Annotated in this window: 13 protein-coding genes; 5 read left to right on the top strand and 8 right to left on the bottom strand. The window is 49.1% G+C overall.

Translation table 11 applies throughout. The annotated features are described in order from the left end of the window. The first annotated feature begins 207 nt into the window (after positions 1-207). Positions 208-1,491: a sigma-54 interaction domain-containing protein gene (locus GVJ32_RS01820; protein ID WP_286187489.1), complete on the top strand. Its 1,284-nt coding sequence runs from the start codon at positions 208-210 to the stop codon at positions 1,489-1,491. An 8-nt stretch (positions 1,492-1,499) separates the two neighbouring features. On the opposite strand, the gene GVJ32_RS01815 is transcribed toward GVJ32_RS01820, so the two are convergent. Continuing rightward, positions 1,500-1,901 carry a VOC family protein gene (locus tag GVJ32_RS01815; RefSeq protein WP_159238340.1) on the bottom strand — a complete coding sequence of 134 codons (402 nt, stop codon included), beginning with the start codon at positions 1,899-1,901 and terminating at the stop codon, positions 1,500-1,502. 113 nt (positions 1,902-2,014) lie between these two features. Beyond that, a complete protein-coding gene (locus GVJ32_RS01810) occupies positions 2,015-2,362 on the bottom strand; it encodes a stress response translation initiation inhibitor YciH (RefSeq protein ID WP_159238339.1) in 348 nt (115 codons plus the stop codon). Positions 2,363-2,449: 87 nt separating this feature from the next. Here GVJ32_RS01810 and GVJ32_RS01805 point away from each other — a divergent pair, with 87 nt between their 5' ends. Continuing rightward, entirely contained in the window at positions 2,450-2,668 is a 219-nt protein-coding gene (locus GVJ32_RS01805) for a SlyX family protein (protein WP_159238338.1), read from the top strand. 84 nt (positions 2,669-2,752) lie between these two features. Here GVJ32_RS01805 and GVJ32_RS01800 read toward each other — a convergent pair whose 3' ends face one another. Continuing rightward, positions 2,753-3,013 carry a cold-shock protein gene (locus tag GVJ32_RS01800; RefSeq protein WP_159238613.1) on the bottom strand — a complete coding sequence of 87 codons (261 nt, stop codon included), beginning with the start codon at positions 3,011-3,013 and terminating at the stop codon, positions 2,753-2,755. 427 nt (positions 3,014-3,440) lie between these two features. Here GVJ32_RS01800 and GVJ32_RS01795 point away from each other — a divergent pair, with 427 nt between their 5' ends. Further along, positions 3,441-6,050, top strand: a complete 2,610-nt coding sequence (locus GVJ32_RS01795) for a PAS domain-containing hybrid sensor histidine kinase/response regulator (protein WP_159238337.1) — start codon at positions 3,441-3,443, stop codon at positions 6,048-6,050. Positions 6,051-6,082: 32 nt separating this feature from the next. Here GVJ32_RS01795 and GVJ32_RS01790 read toward each other — a convergent pair whose 3' ends face one another. The 5 genes from GVJ32_RS01790 to GVJ32_RS01770 form a co-directional block, all read right to left on the bottom strand. Then, the gene (locus GVJ32_RS01790; RefSeq protein ID WP_159238336.1) at positions 6,083-6,292 is read right to left on the bottom strand and encodes a cold-shock protein; all 210 of its coding nucleotides are present in this window, start codon (positions 6,290-6,292) and stop codon (positions 6,083-6,085) included. Positions 6,293-6,585: 293 nt separating this feature from the next. After that, complete coding sequence (locus tag GVJ32_RS01785; RefSeq protein ID WP_159238335.1) at positions 6,586-9,453, bottom strand: valine--tRNA ligase; 2,868 nt, start codon at positions 9,451-9,453, stop codon at positions 6,586-6,588. A gap of 170 nt (positions 9,454-9,623) precedes the next feature. After that, positions 9,624-10,049 carry a hypothetical protein gene (locus tag GVJ32_RS01780; RefSeq protein WP_159238334.1) on the bottom strand — a complete coding sequence of 142 codons (426 nt, stop codon included), beginning with the start codon at positions 10,047-10,049 and terminating at the stop codon, positions 9,624-9,626. Between the two features lie 6 nt (positions 10,050-10,055). Then, entirely contained in the window at positions 10,056-10,478 is a 423-nt protein-coding gene (locus tag GVJ32_RS01775) for a DNA polymerase III subunit chi (protein ID WP_159238333.1), read from the bottom strand. Positions 10,479-10,482: 4 nt separating this feature from the next. After that, positions 10,483-11,964 (bottom strand): leucyl aminopeptidase, encoded by a 1,482-nt coding sequence (locus GVJ32_RS01770; RefSeq protein ID WP_159238332.1) that lies wholly within the window; start codon positions 11,962-11,964, stop codon positions 10,483-10,485. Positions 11,965-12,326: 362 nt separating this feature from the next. On the opposite strand from GVJ32_RS01770, the gene lptF reads away from it, so the two are divergent. Continuing rightward, positions 12,327-13,439 (top strand): LPS export ABC transporter permease LptF, encoded by a 1,113-nt coding sequence (lptF, locus tag GVJ32_RS01765; protein ID WP_159238331.1) that lies wholly within the window; start codon positions 12,327-12,329, stop codon positions 13,437-13,439. Continuing rightward, complete coding sequence (gene lptG / locus GVJ32_RS01760; RefSeq protein ID WP_159238330.1) at positions 13,432-14,493, top strand: LPS export ABC transporter permease LptG; 1,062 nt, start codon at positions 13,432-13,434, stop codon at positions 14,491-14,493. Before lptF ends, lptG begins: the two co-directional genes overlap by 8 nt. Positions 14,494-14,498: the final 5 nt, after the last annotated feature.

Raw genomic sequence — 14,498 nt, 5'->3', positions numbered from 1 at the left:
GCAAGGTTTAAGGTGGGAGTTCGGATCGCGAAGGCATCCACTTTATTAGATGATACAGTCAAAATTTTGACTTAATTTTCAGTTTTGCTAAGGATTATTAATTCGTAGCTGCTATAGTCAATAAAATGACAGTCTGCGTGATGATGAAGTGTGAACAAGCATAATTTAGCCCCCCGTTTTCTTATAGTAGCCCCATACGAGCAAAGTTTGCGCTTGCAACATGTTCTGCTTTCGCTGGGGGCGTGCCGTGTATACACCGATCTTGCTGATTTACAGCCTAAAGATTGCGACGCTATTTTTGACAGCGGGCAAAGCCTTGCGCTGAAAACATGGCTGGGCGACGCAACGCCGCCGATGGTGGTTTTGCAGGATACCTCGGCGCCGCAAGTCATGGGGGGGCATGGTTTAGTTTTGAGTACAGATTTTTACTATCAAGATGTATTAGAAGTTCTGTATCGCTTGCAACTGGGCCGCGAGCGTGGCGCCGTAGTGGCAAATGAACCGTTGGTTGGGGTGAGTTCAGCGGTTGCCGAGCTGCGGCGACTGTCGGCTCAAGTTGCTGATAAAGCGGTGACGGTATTGATTACGGGGCCATCGGGTGCGGGTAAGGAGGTGGTTGCGCGTTCTTTGCACGACTTATCATCTCGCCGCGACGCGCCATTTGTACCAATTAACTGTGGTGCTATTCCCCGAGAATTATTAGAAAGTGAATTATTTGGCCATGAGCGCGGCGCATTTACCGGTGCTATTTCTAGCCGAGCAGGTCGTTTTGAGCTGGCGGAAGGAGGGACACTATTCCTTGATGAGATCGGCGATATGCCGTTGGAAATGCAGGTGAAAATTCTGCGAGTTATTCAAGAGCGTCAGTTTGAACGGGTTGGTTCTGATAAAACCCGTACGGCAGATGTGCGTATTATTGCGGCGACTCATCGCAATTTAGAAGCCATGATTAGCGCGGGGCAGTTTCGTGAAGATTTGTATTACCGGATTAATGTATTTCCTTTAAATGTACCCGCGCTGGCGGAGCGGCGTGAGGATATTCCTCATCTTGTTCGCGTATTATCTAAACAGCTCGAGGCTGAGGGGCTGGGGCGCTTGCGTTTGGCTGATTCTGCACTCAGGTCATTATCCGCACATGGCTGGTCAGGGAATATCCGCGAGCTTGCAAACTTACTGGAACGCTTGGCCATTATGTATCCTGACACGGTGGTGGGTTTTACGGATTTGCCAGAGAACTACCGTTACGGCGAGGACAGCTGGCGACCTGAACTGCAGCCTTTGACTGAGAAAGCGCAGGGCGGGTTTGGTGGTGACGGTGAACCTAGCTTACCTGCTGCTGGTATCGATATGAAGGCGTATTTTCAGAGATTGGAGCGCGAGTGGATTGCGCAGGCTTTAGATGCTCACGCTGGCGTGATAAGCAAAGCCGCGAGTCACCTAGGACTGCGGCGGACTACCTTGATTGAAAAAATGCGGAAGTTGAAAATTTAAGTGTGGTTTTATAAAACGCCAAACACTTCTATCCAGTTACCATCGGGGTCGGTAATAAATCCAAACCCGATACCGTCGGCAAACGGCGTGACGTCCACAGGAATCTCTATTCCGTGTGCTTTTAGGTCTTTAAACCACGCTGAAAGACCGTTTACCCCCATTGAAATGTAGCGGTAGCCTTTGGCGCTGAAGCCACCGCCGGTAATGACGTCATGTTCGGGATCTTTATCATAAGTTACAAGTTTAATAATGGCCCCGCCAAGGTGATAGCGATGCATGAGCCCACCGGGAAATAGCAATTCTGATTCGTATTTTAGCCCTAAGGTTTCGCCATAGAATCGACGCATATTGTCCATATTAGTGGTGACGATACCTATTTCAACGGCGTCGCTAAGAAGTGGTGGATGCATTTTGAGGCCTTTTTGTTATTTGTGTGTAAATGTAAATCCAAGTGGCGCTAGTCCCCGTCTTAAAAATTAACACTAGCTTTTATGTGTTGTTAGACAGCGTACTGTACGCGTTACTAAGCACCGGCTAGTTTGACGGTGTAGCCCTTGCTTTCCAATAGTGTTTTAAGTGCTTGGCGATGGTCGCCTTGAAACTCCATTTCATGATCTTTTATTGCGCCACCGGTGCTTAGCTTTTGGCGCAGCTCTTTGCCTAGGTTTTTAAGCTCGTTGGCATCGATGAGAACACCGCTAACAATACTAACGCCTTTGCCTTTGCGGCCCTTGGTTTCTCGCCTAATACGGACAATACCGTCGCCGGCTGGCGCCGCGTTATTTGCACTTTTGCATACACATTCTGTACTGGCTTGGCCGCAATCTGGGCAGCGACGACCCACGTCGCTAGAGTAAACAAGTCTGGACACGATTTTCTCCTATTTCATGCTACGGCGATTATAATGGCTTCGCTCGCTTATGGGTGAATTGCAAACCAGTTTTTACGGGAGTCGATAATGGTCGTTGATGTGTCCAGCCAGCTTGTGGAGATCCAAACTCAATTGGCGTTTCAAGAAGATATGCTCAATGCATTGAATGATCGCGTTGTTGCTCAAGACTTAGAAATACGAAATTTGCGCCGTACGCTTGAGTTATTGCATGAGCAGATGAAACAGAAAAATGCTGCTGCCGACGATGGCCAATTGCACGATATGGAACGACCGCCGCACTATTGATAGCTAATTGATTGGATAAGGGTTGTGCGGATGAGGCCTACCGCAAAGTTTGCAGGCATTGCTGTAGGCCTTGTATGGCTGGTCTTACTTAATAATAGAAACTTCTTCGGCCTGCGGGCCTTTTTCACCCTCTGTGAGAATAAACTCAACGGCTTGCCCTTCGTTTAGGCTGCGGCGGCCTCGACCTTGGCCGCGAATCGAACGGAAATGTACAAAAACATCACCACCGGCATCGCGGGTAATAAATCCGTAGCCTTTGCTAACGTTAAACCATTTAACCGTACCGCGTTCACGTTGGCTTTTGAACTTGTCCGCAAATGCTGGAAGGTTGGGTGAAAGTAGCATGCCGAGTAATATAGCCACGGTGATGATGGCGGCCGAAAGTGGGTTGCTTGCGTCTACGCCTGTGAATTGGAGTGCCGCAATGCTTAAAAAGCTTAGAATGGCTAAAAATATAATTTTAATTATCAGTAACATAAAGATCCAAAAATAGCTGAAAGTGGAAAGAAATTGCTCTTATTTAACGGACGTGCTCTTTTGTCCGCGCGCAATTATAGCATTGGTATACGATGACGTCGCGGTAGCTGGATTTAGCGGCTCTAGTAAGGCTTCAGGACGGCTATTGTTGTGAATCTCGTGCTTTTTAGGCTCCATGAGATCCATTCTTAGGTGGAATTACGAATAGTTCGCCACAGTCATAGACCGCACTATGTATAGATGTAGGAAAGTGGGGCATTCCGGCTCACACATCAGTTTGGCATGGGGCAAATGAATGCATGACTGGATAGAATCCAGAGAAAGTAAGCGAAGTGCTGTGACGCACCGTGCCGTACTTAATACAGTATTGGCAGGGCTTTGCGTATTGTTACTAGCTTTAGCTTCGTCTCAGATTTTCTTACTCAATCGCGTTGATTCCGTAAATACCTTATCTGAGGTCAATCTAGCCCAGTTTCAAGCGCGAGAATCGGCTTTATATGACTTAGATGAGGCTCTCGCTCGCGGCTCCATCATTCATGAGTTTGCGTCTGCGTATCTGGTTAACGATCTAGCTCAAGTCGATATTATTCGTTCACGTTTGATGGCGGCGCGAGCGGTGTTAATGGGTGACGTTTCACGCTTATTTCCGCAAACGACGATCCAAGATTTGGTGAGATTACTTAGCTTGTATTTGTCTTATCAGCCGAACTCCATCGAGCACCTAGTTGAAGTTCCCGTGCCACTTAATCCTAAAGCAGATAGCCAAGAGCTAATTCACGGTTTGAATGTATTAAATGCTTATCAGCGTGAGCAGGGGTTGAGTCTAGCTATCTCGGCGGTAGATCAGCAAACAGGGCTGCACCATCAGAATTTGTTTGTATTGATATTGTCGCTTATATGTTTAATACCACTGTTGGTAGGTGTCTCTGTGTCGCGCAAATTAGCGAGTGAGCATAGAGATAAACTGACTACTCGGGACTATATTAATAGGCTCATAAACAGTCTGCCGGGTGTTGTGTTGCTAACCGATAGCGGCGGGAAAATTATTTCTGCTAGTCAATCGACGGCGGAATTCTTGCAGTATTCCCGCGATCAATTATCTGGCATGGATATGTCATCCTTGTTGCCAAAGCGCTTTCGTCAGCAGTACCAGTTGTTTAGTAAAAACTATCTTGATTCAGATCGAGGACGTGGCGAGCATCAGGTGAAAGGCCGTGAGTTATTAGTCTTGAATGCAGAGGGCGTCGAAGTCCCGGTTGAATTGTATTTTGGTGATTTTGAAACTCATGATGGCGACGTCTTGGTGGTATGTTTACATGACGTTACTGAGCGCCGCTATTTATATCAGCAATACCAGCATTCCCAGCGTCGTTTTGAAATGGCCATGATGGCCTCGCGGGACGGTTTGTGGGACTGGGATATGACGACCGATTCTGTATTCTTCAGTCCCGCTTGGTTGCAAATGATAGGTATACAGGGAGGGCAACCCTTAGACGGGCGCGTGGTGTTTAACGACAGTATTCATCCTGATGACCGCGAGCGGGTTAAAGCCGCGATTGATATATTTATAAAAAGTGATGAATTGGTTTTTCGTGATGAGCATCGTTTACGTCGGCGCAATGGTAGCGTCTGCGATGCGGTATGCCGCGCATGTGCGCAACGAGATTCTACAGGGCAGGTGGTTAGAATCGTGGGTATGCATTCGGATGTTACCCACTTTAAAGAAGCTGAGCGCGAAGTGCGGCGTTTAAATAGAAATCTTGAAGACCGTGTTCGTTTACGTACCCAACAGCTTGAAACAGCTCTTTTGCAAGCAGAGGGGGCGAATCGCGCTAAGGCGACTTTCTTAGCCGTTATGGGGCATGAAATTCGGACGCCGATGAACGGGGTTATTGGCATGACTGATTTGCTAAGTAAAACCGAATTAAGTCGCGAGCAATGGATGATGGTAGACACCGTGCGTCGATCATCGATGAGTCTGCTAGGGACACTTGATAATATTTTGGATTATTCTGCATTAGATGCCGCAGACCTTGAATTGCAGGCCGAAAGTATTCAGCTAGCTGAATTTGTAGAGGGTGTTGCTGACGAATTTGCTGAGCGCGCGGCTAAAAATAAACTTCAATTTATTTTACATATTGCCCCTAACTTACCGGCCGTGGTATTTGCTGATGCCACGCGCTTGCGTAAAATTTTGTTTAATTTACTCGATAACGCCATGAAATTTTCCCATTCCGTGGCGGGTGACGGCGTAGTTCAACTGCGGGTCGGGGCGGAAGAAAAAGCGGCGGAACCGCGTCAGCGTATTGTGTTTGAGGTGATTGATAACGGCATTGGCGTGTCGGGAGAAATGCGCAAGCAATTATTTAAACCCTTTATGCTGGAAGAGAATAGCCGGGCGCGGCGTTTCGGTGGTACGGGTTTAGGTTTGGCAATCACCACTCGCTTGCTGGGTTTAATGGGCGGGGAAATCGTCTTAGACGAAGAATACAATCAAGGTAGTCGTTTTGTTTGCACAATTCCTTTCACAGTTGATTCTACATCAAAGCGTATTAGTGCTGGCGCCGACGTGACGGTGCTGGCATACGCAGCGGAGGGCTTATTAAAAGAGTCTCTACAGGCAGCGCTGGCCTTGAATGGTCAGGTAGCCCATTGGATAGCAACAGAGAACGATTTGTCTGCGGTGTTATCAACAAGTAATACAAAAAAGGCAGTGCTTATATTGGCGGGTAATGCTGACAAAGGCGTGCTTAATTACTGCAAGAAACATAACGTGCGGGTGATTGCCATTACCCCAAGGCCAATTCGTATTTCATCCGAAGATTCGAACAAAGTGTATAGTAATCCGCTGCTCCCCTCGGCCCTGTACAGAGCAGTGGAGTATCAGCAGCGGTTAAGCCTCTAGCTAGCCTACGATGTGGCGTTGCGCCGAGAGGTTTATATTTTTGTTACGTCCTCTGCCTGTAAACCTTTTGGCCCATCTACTAGGGTGAACTCAACGGCTTGCCCTTCGTCCAGTGTGCGATACCCCTCGCCGCGAATTGAGCGGAAATGCACAAACACATCACTGCCTTCATTATGGGTGATAAACCCAAAACCCTTGGCATTGTTAAACCACTTAACGGTACCCGAAATTCGGTCACTCATCGCTCGTCCTCATTGAGTTGTCAAACAGATTAGCTGAACAGGGAAGAAATACGTTATTGCTGAATATATCGTGGTCAATGGCGATAAGGCGTGCCTTTGACGGTAAAACGGGGGAGGGATTGACACTATGGCAGTGACTACTGCTGGGCGCGGGCGCTGTATAAGTCAGCGCGTTGTATCTGCATGCAACCATCACATTACGGCGGATATCGGGCTTGTTGTGGGTTCTACTATAACGGCTTTAGCGATTTTGTCTACGTCTTAGCGCGTTATAGTAGAATTTGCTGCTTAGCTTACAAGGTCTGAATTGTTTGGATCTGTTCACTTAGTTTTGCCAGCGCAGCTTGTTGGCCGGCGAGCTTTTCTTGCTCTTTAGCGACTACATCCGCGGGAGCTTTATCCAAAAATCCCGCATTGCCGAGCTTGCCTTGAAGACGCTGAATTTCCTTATCTAGTTTTTGGATTTCTTTTTCTAGGCGAGCAATTTCTGCAGCTTTATCAATCAAGCCTGACATGGGAACTAGCACTTCCATGGCGCCCACTAATTGGGTGGCAGACATGGGCGCATCGTCGGTGGCGGCAAGCCACTGAATGTCGTCGAGCTTGGCGAGTTTACTTAGTGATTGGCGGTTGCTGTCGAGCCGGCGCAGATCTTCATCACTGCCATTCTTTAATAATAGGGTGAGCGCTTTTGATGGCGGCACATTCATTTCACCGCGAATATTACGGATGGCGAGAATGACTTGTTTTAGCCACTCGACATCGGCTATAGCATCGGCATCGACTTTTTCATTCGCGGCTATGGGGTAGCTTTGCAACATGATGGTGTCGTCGCCGGCCTTAAACTCTACTCCGGCAATGGGCGCGACCTGTTGCCAAATCTCTTCGGTGATGAAAGGCATAAATGGGTGGGCCATGCGCAACGTGGCCTCCAGTACACGAATCAGCGTACGGCGGGTGCCACGCTTTACTTCAGCACTGGCGTTGTCGTCCCACAGTACAGGTTTAGACAGTTCTAAATACCAGTCGCAGTAATCGTTCCAGATAAACTCGTAAATGGCCTGCGATGCATGATCCAGACGGTAGGCCGCCATGGCGTCGGCAACGGCCTGCTCGGTCTGTTGCAGACGTGAAATAATCCAGCGGTCAGCCAAACTCAGCTCTACCGCGTCACCATTTATACCGCAATCCTGCTCTTCGGTATTCATGAGCACGTAGCGGGCGGCATTCCAAATTTTATTGCAGAAATTGCGATAGCCTTCTAGGCGGCGCATATCCCAGTTGATGTCACGGCCTGTCGAGGCCAATGAGAACAGGGTGAAGCGCAGTGCGTCGGTGCCGTGGGCGCCGATGCCGTCGGGGAAGGTGTTGCGGGTCGCCTTGGCTATTTTCTCTGCTAGCTGTGGCTGCATCATATTTCCACAGCGTTTTTCTAACAGCGTGTCTAGTTCAATACCGTCGATCATATCTAAGGGGTCTAAGACATTCCCCTTAGATTTAGACATTTTCTGGCCCTGTTCATCGCGAATCAGGCCGGTGACGTAAACGGTTTTGAAAGGCACTTGGGCCTCGCCGTTTTCGTCTTTATTAAAATGCATGGTCATCATAATCATTCTGGCGACCCAGAAGAAAATGATGTCAAAACCAGTCACCAATACATCGGTGGGGTGAAAAGTTTTAAGGCGCTCAGTTTGCTCGGGCCAGCCAAGGGTGCCAAATGTCCACAGCGCAGAACTAAACCAAGTGTCGAGTACGTCGTCATCTTGGTTTAGTGCTAGATCTGCCGGTAGTTGGTATTTCTCGCGGGCTTCGGCCTCGTTACGGGCAACGTAGATATTGCCTTCAGCGTCGTACCACGCAGGAATGCGGTGGCCCCACCACAGCTGACGAGAGATACACCAGTCTTGAATGTCACGCATCCAGCTGAAATACATATTCTCGTATTGCTTGGGCACAAATTCGATACGGCCATCTTCAACGGCTTCAATGGCGGGTTTGGCCAGCGCGGCGGTAGCTACAAACCATTGGTCTGTGAGCATGGGCTCAATGACTAGGCCGGAGCGGTCACCGCGTGGGACTTTTAAGGCGTGGTCGTCAATTTTTTCGAGCAAACCAGCTTTTTCAAGATCTGCGACTATGGCTTTACGGGCGGCGTAGCGATCTAGTTTGACGTAGCTTGCGGGTAACGTTTTATCGATGTCGGTGTTTTCTGAGCTGTCGCTATTAAAGATTTCGGCTTCGTCGCGAATCGCCGCGTCTTTGTCGAGGACGTTGATCATCGGCAATTTATGGCGTTGGCCTACCGCGTAATCGTTAAAGTCGTGGGCAGGGGTGATTTTGACGCAACCAGTGCCGAACTCACGGTCAACGTAGTCGTCGGCCACAATCGGAATACGGCGACCTACTAACGGCAGATCCACAAATTTGCCGATCAGCGATGCGTAGCGCTCGTCTTTAGGGTTAACCGCAACAGCGGTGTCACCAAGCATAGTTTCTGGGCGGGTGGTGGCGACAATTAAATAGTTTTTACCATCTGCGGTGGCTTCTCCATCTGCTAAGGGATAGCGCAGATGCCACATAAAGCCTTTTTCGTCGGTGTTTTCGACTTCTAAATCAGAAATGGCGGTGTGCAGTTTAGGGTCCCAGTTAACTAGGCGCTTGCCGCGGTAAATGAGTTTGTCGTCGTAGAGGCGAACAAAGACTTCTTGCACGGCTTTGTAAAAACCGTCATCCATGGTGAAGCGTTCGTGGTTCCAATCTACCGATGCACCTAGGCGGCGCAGCTGGCGGGTGATGGTGCCGCCGGATTCTTCTTTCCATTCCCAGACTTTGTCTAGAAAGGCATCGCGGCCGAGATCGTGGCGCGTCTGTCCCGTCTCTGCGGCGAGCTTGCGCTCAACCAGCATTTGGGTGGCGATACCGGCGTGGTCGGTACCGACCTGCCACAGTGTGTTGTTGCCCTGCATGCGGTGGTAGCGGGTGAGGGCGTCCATGATGGAGTCTTGGAAGGCGTGGCCCATGTGTAAACTGCCGGTAACATTCGGCGGTGGGATCATGATGCTGTAGGAGTCGCCCTTGCCCTGGGGCGAAAAATAGCCTTTTTCTTCCCAGTTTTGGTACCACTTGGTTTCGATGTCTGCGGGCTGAAATGTCTTATCCATTGTGTCTCTGTGGCGTGTTGGCCTGATTTTTCAGGTCGTGTTAATGGCGCCGCGCAGGCTGAGGCAATTGGTGATCAGCGTGGAGGCTCGGCGATTAAAAAGTGCTCAAGTATACTGAGTTTTAGGCGGGCTGGCTAAAAAGAAGACCGATTTTTCATCATCTTAGTGTCTTATTTGTTGGTGTGAAGTTGGGCGTGCCAGCGCGCTAAAATAGATTCGTCTAAACCTAATAGACGGCTGCGTAGTTTTGCTTCTATTTCTGGCATCATCGAGTCGATGACTTCTTGCATAAAAATTTCGCGTTCGTAGTTGCCGTCGTCGGAATAATGCGTGGTGAAATTATCCGCAGGCGCCTCGCTATCATCGTTATCTATATGGCTGCCGTCGAGTATTGGTTCATCTGCAATGCCAATATGTTCGTCGTCAAAGGCTGTGTCGGTGTTTGCCAAGTTGGTGTCGGCAAATTCAGGGCTCGCTTCGTTTTCAATAATATCGTCAAGGAGGGGGATGGCGGCTAAGTCTACGCCACGCTGCTCTCGCAGTACCGCTTTTAGCTCTTCGAGTTCTCCCAGTAATGGGCCTTTGTCCTCTGCCATTAGAAATTAGCCTTTAATGGTATGGGTTTTTAATGGGTAGCCGCGGTTTTTGTAGAAGCCGTATCGCTCTCGCGATGAGCTTAGGCTATCGCTTTGTTGGTTGACTATTTCTGCCAAGCGTTTAAAGCGGCTGAAAAATGCGGGAACGTCTTTGGCGAGATTAACTAATACATCGCAATGTTCGCCAGCATGCTCACCGCAGCCTACTAATACCGGGTTGTTGTCGGCAGGGTGGCGACTGTGGGGAATGAAGCTTTCGTCGCGATATAGCCAGAGCATCGCGTCAAGCGCTTCAGTCGCATCGACATCTTCGCAGTGTAAATATACTTGATGACCAGCGCGCCATGCTTTTTCAGTCAGGCGGCAAGCGTAATGCATTGCCGCGCAGCTATCACTGTGGTCGAGAATGTGGAAATCAATCAGTGTCATTAATCTAGTTGCCAGCCTTGCTAGAAAGATATTGGCAAAGTAGACCTACGGGGCGACCAGTCGCTCCTTTATTGGCACCGCCGTTCCACGCTGCACCGGCGATATCAAGGTGAGCCCAGCGGTAGTCTTTTGTGAATCGTGACAAGAAGCAGGCTGCGGTAACGCTACCAGCCTCGGGGCCGCCAATATTGGCGATATCGGCAAAGTTGCTGTCTAGCTGTGCTTGGTAGTCATCCCATAGAGGCATATGCCAAGCGCGGTCTTGGGCTAGCTGGCCGCTTTTTAGCAGCTCGTCGGCAAGGTCATCGTTATTACTGAATAAGCCGGCGGCATGTTTACCCAATGCGACAACGCAGGCGCCGGTCAGCGTGGCTATATCGATTACCGAGGCAGGTTTAAATTTACCTGCATAGGTGAGTGCATCGCACAGTACCAATCTACCTTCCGCGTCGGTGTTAAGAATTTCGATAGTCTGCCCAGACATACTGGTAACCACATCGCCAGGTTTGGTAGCGCTGCCACTGGGCATATTTTCGGCGGCGGCGATAATACCAACAACATTGAGTTTTAATCCGATGTCGGCAACGGCGTTCATTGTGCCGACAACACTAGCGGCGCCGCACATGTCGTACTTCATTTCATCCATTTTCGCGCCAGGCTTTAGGCTGATGCCGCCAGTGTCAAATGTTACGCCTTTGCCAACTAGCACATGGGGCTTATCGGTTTTTTTGCCCCCCTTGTGTTCAATAACGATAAGTCGCGCAGGCTGGTCGCTGCCCGCAGATACAGACAGTAGGGAGTGCATACCCAGCTGCGCCATTTTTTTTTCGTCGAGCACACTAACGGTAATTGATTCGAATTTACGAGCCAATGCACGGGCCTCGCTGGCAAGATAGTTTGGTGTGCAGATATTGCCTGGTAAATCCCCTAAATTACGGGCGACGTTTATACCTTTGCCGATACTGGTGCCGGCGTGAATCGCGCTACGGTTTGCGTCGGTGTTGGCACCCTGCAGGGTCACTCGGCGAATTGATAGTGCCGGTTTTGGTTTGCTGACGGTGGCGGTATAGCGGTAGCTAGCGGTGCTTATCAGTTGCGCGACGCGTTGATACTGCCAAGGAGCTTTGCGATCAGCGACGCTAATATTGTCGAGCATGATGCTAATGTCTTTGCAGTCGGCATTGCCAGCTGCATTAATTGCGGCGTTAATGATTTTATCAAATTCGCTGTCTTTCAATTCGCTGTTTTCGCCCTTGCCGATGATGAGCAAGCGCTGGGCTTTTAGGCCGCTAATGGATGGTAAGTAAAGTGTTTCCGCTGTTTTAGCGCTAAAGTCGCCTCGGCTAATGATATGGCTGATGGCACCACCAGTGGCGGAATCTGCGGCTTTAGCGATGTCTGCACTCAGTGTGCGATCAACAATGAGAATGAGGCAGTCGGTGTTAACGGTAGAGACATCTTTAAAGGGCTTTAGACTAATTTGCATGGATTTACTCGCAGACGATGGGCGGATTAGTGTTAATGCACGCCGTTATATTATGACTTTCTAGCTTGGGCATTAAGCCCTTGCGCTATCAATATATTATAAGGCTGTATTCTGGCCGTAGTGTAAAGGGTATCATCTGCGCGTGAAATAGTAAGAAGCCTCGGCATAACTACTGCGCTCGTCAATACAGCGTTAAAAACTAGCTTAAAATGCTCATTTACTCTAGTAAACGTTGCTTTTGCGCTGATTTTTGCCTCGTCTTGGCGCCGCTCGTTACGTTATGCTGAGGTTTCAGTAAGGCGTAAATACTTGGTGCTCGTATTGTGATTGGGTGCCGATAGGGGCGGTGGAGATATGGTTGTTTGATTTTATTTAGGTACCTCGCTAGCGAAATGCTAAAGACAGTGTTCGCTGTCACGCTGACATTGCTCGTTATTATTATGAGCGGGCGATTTGTGAAATATCTGGGGCAGGTTGCGTCTGGAGATTTTGCGCCAGAAGTCTTGTTTTGGGTAATGATGTATCGCCTGCCTAATTTTCTTGAGGTTGTACTCCCGCTCGGTTTATTTATCGGCATCCTCCTTTCCTACGGACGCCTGTACGTTGACAGCGAAATGACGGTGATGAGTGCCTGTGGTATGAGTCGGCGGCGCTTATTGAGTTATACCTTGATCCCCGCCTTTTTCACTGCTGGTGTCGTTGCTTATATCAGTTTGGTAGTGACCCCTTCGGGAATTCAAGCGTATGTTGAATTACTGGCAGAGAGCCGTTCGGAAATTGGTGTAAAGGCGGCGGTAGAAGGCCGTTTCCGCTTAGATAGAGGCAGTGGTCGAGTAACCTATATTGAAAGGGCTGATCGCGATGACCAGACGATGCAGGGCGTGTTTATTGCCCAGCCGGAGCCAGTTGTCGATGGCGGTCGGCCATTAATATCGGTAGTGACCGCTGAACAAGGCCGCTTTGAAATCGACAGAAAATCGGGGCAGCGTTATTTGGTATTAGATGACGGTGTGCGTTATGTCGGTGAATCTGGATTTATGGATTATCAAGTAACCAGCTTCGCCAGGCTTGATCAATTGATTAGAGATTCAGAAGTAAAAACCTATCGGCAGGAATTAGACGGCAAAGATACCGCAGATCTTTGGGGCTCTACCGCATTGGAAGATATTGCGGCTATTCAGTGGCGTATTTCTTTGGGCTTACTTGTGCCTATTGCGGCGATTATTGCGGTGTCCTTGAGCAAAACTGATCATCGTCGTGGCCGCTACGGTAAAATGTTTCCTGCGTTTATGATTTATATGGTGTATCTGGTGTGTCTAAACGCGATTCGCGATGCGATTGCGAAAGGCGAGTGGCCAGTGTTTCCCGGTATGTGGGTTGTTCATGCTGCGTTTTTATTGCTGGGCTTAATACTGCTTTACCGAGACAGCATGTTGCGGCACTGGTGGCTTAACTGGAGGCGCCGCCGTGACTAAACTAAATCGCTATATTGGTCGTACTGTTGCAGGCTCCATCATATTGGTGTTGTTGGTGATAGTGGGTATAGATCTTTTGTCGGCCTTAATTGATGGCTTAAAAGATGTGCGGGGCAACTATACTTTTTGGTCGGTATTGCAATACGTTGGTTTAACCGCGCCAGGTAGCTTTTACGACTATCTGCCCTTTGCGGCCTTGGTTGGGTGTCTAGCGGGTTTGGGTACCTTGGCGAGCAGCAGTGAATTAATAGTGATGCGCGCAGCCGGTGTTTCTACAAGTAAATTAGTGTTTGCGGTGATTAAGCCGACCTTGGCAATTACCTTATTAGGTTTGCTGGTTGCGGAGTATGTGGCACCGGCGTCGCAGCAGATCGCGGAAAGTCAGCGTGCGGTAGCCCTTCAAAAAACCTCAGCCATTCATTCGCAACACGGTATGTGGCACCGCGAGGGACAGCAGTTTATGCACTTTAACGCGGTGCAGCCGAACGGGGTTTTGTTTGGCGTGAGTATCTTTAGTTTTGATCAGGATCGGCAGCTAGAGCAAAATATTTTTGCTGAGCGCGCCTATTACACCGAGGGGAAGTGGACCTTAGAGGCTGCAAAAGTGGTCACGCTTACGCCTAAAGGCGCGCAGTTTGAGTTTATTCCTCAACAGCCATGGAGCACGGGGTTGTCGCCAGAATTGTTGAACATACTGGTGCTAGATCCTAAAGATTTATCAATAAGTGGTTTGTGGCGATATGCGCAATACCTGAATAAGCAGGGTTTGAATGCTGGCGACTATGAGTTGGCGTTTTGGAATAAATTACTGCAGCCCCTCACTATTATGGGGATGGTACTGGTCGCCATCTCATTTATATTTGGCCCGCTACGCAACGTCACGATGGGTTTTAGGGTGTTTGTTGGGGTGATGGTCGGCATTGTGTTTAGAACACTGCAGGACATTCTTGGGCCGTCGAGTATGGTCTATGGTTTTGACCCGATATACGCCAGTCTGCTGCCAATATGTGTTTGCTTTATTGCGGGCACGTATATGCTAATGAAAAAAGCCTGATCAAT

Origin of the sequence: Zhongshania aliphaticivorans, from assembly GCF_902705855.1 — a bacterium.
Taxonomy (GTDB): Bacteria; Pseudomonadota; Gammaproteobacteria; order Pseudomonadales; family Spongiibacteraceae; genus Spongiibacter; species Spongiibacter aliphaticivorans_B.
Note: the sequence above shows the minus strand (reverse complement) of the source record. Positions and strands in the feature narration are given on the sequence as shown.

What these genes read in the sequence shown, in the direction of transcription:
- GVJ32_RS01805 (WP_159238338.1), top strand. Translation starts at nt 2,450, where the DNA reads ATGGTCGTTGATGTGTCCAGCCAGCTTGTGGAGATCCAAACTCAATTG.
- GVJ32_RS01775 (WP_159238333.1), bottom strand. Translation starts at nt 10,478, where the DNA reads ATGACACTGATTGATTTCCACATTCTCGACCACAGTGATAGCTGCGCG.
- GVJ32_RS01785 (WP_159238335.1), bottom strand. Translation starts at nt 9,453, where the DNA reads ATGGATAAGACATTTCAGCCCGCAGACATCGAAACCAAGTGGTACCAA.
- GVJ32_RS01770 (WP_159238332.1), bottom strand. Translation starts at nt 11,964, where the DNA reads ATGCAAATTAGTCTAAAGCCCTTTAAAGATGTCTCTACCGTTAACACC.
- GVJ32_RS01815 (WP_159238340.1), bottom strand. Translation starts at nt 1,901, where the DNA reads ATGCATCCACCACTTCTTAGCGACGCCGTTGAAATAGGTATCGTCACC.
- GVJ32_RS01800 (WP_159238613.1), bottom strand. Translation starts at nt 3,013, where the DNA reads ATGCTACTTTCACCCAACCTTCCAGCATTTGCGGACAAGTTCAAAAGC.
- GVJ32_RS01795 (WP_159238337.1), top strand. Translation starts at nt 3,441, where the DNA reads ATGCATGACTGGATAGAATCCAGAGAAAGTAAGCGAAGTGCTGTGACG.
- GVJ32_RS01780 (WP_159238334.1), bottom strand. Translation starts at nt 10,049, where the DNA reads ATGGCAGAGGACAAAGGCCCATTACTGGGAGAACTCGAAGAGCTAAAA.
- GVJ32_RS01790 (WP_159238336.1), bottom strand. Translation starts at nt 6,292, where the DNA reads ATGAGTGACCGAATTTCGGGTACCGTTAAGTGGTTTAACAATGCCAAG.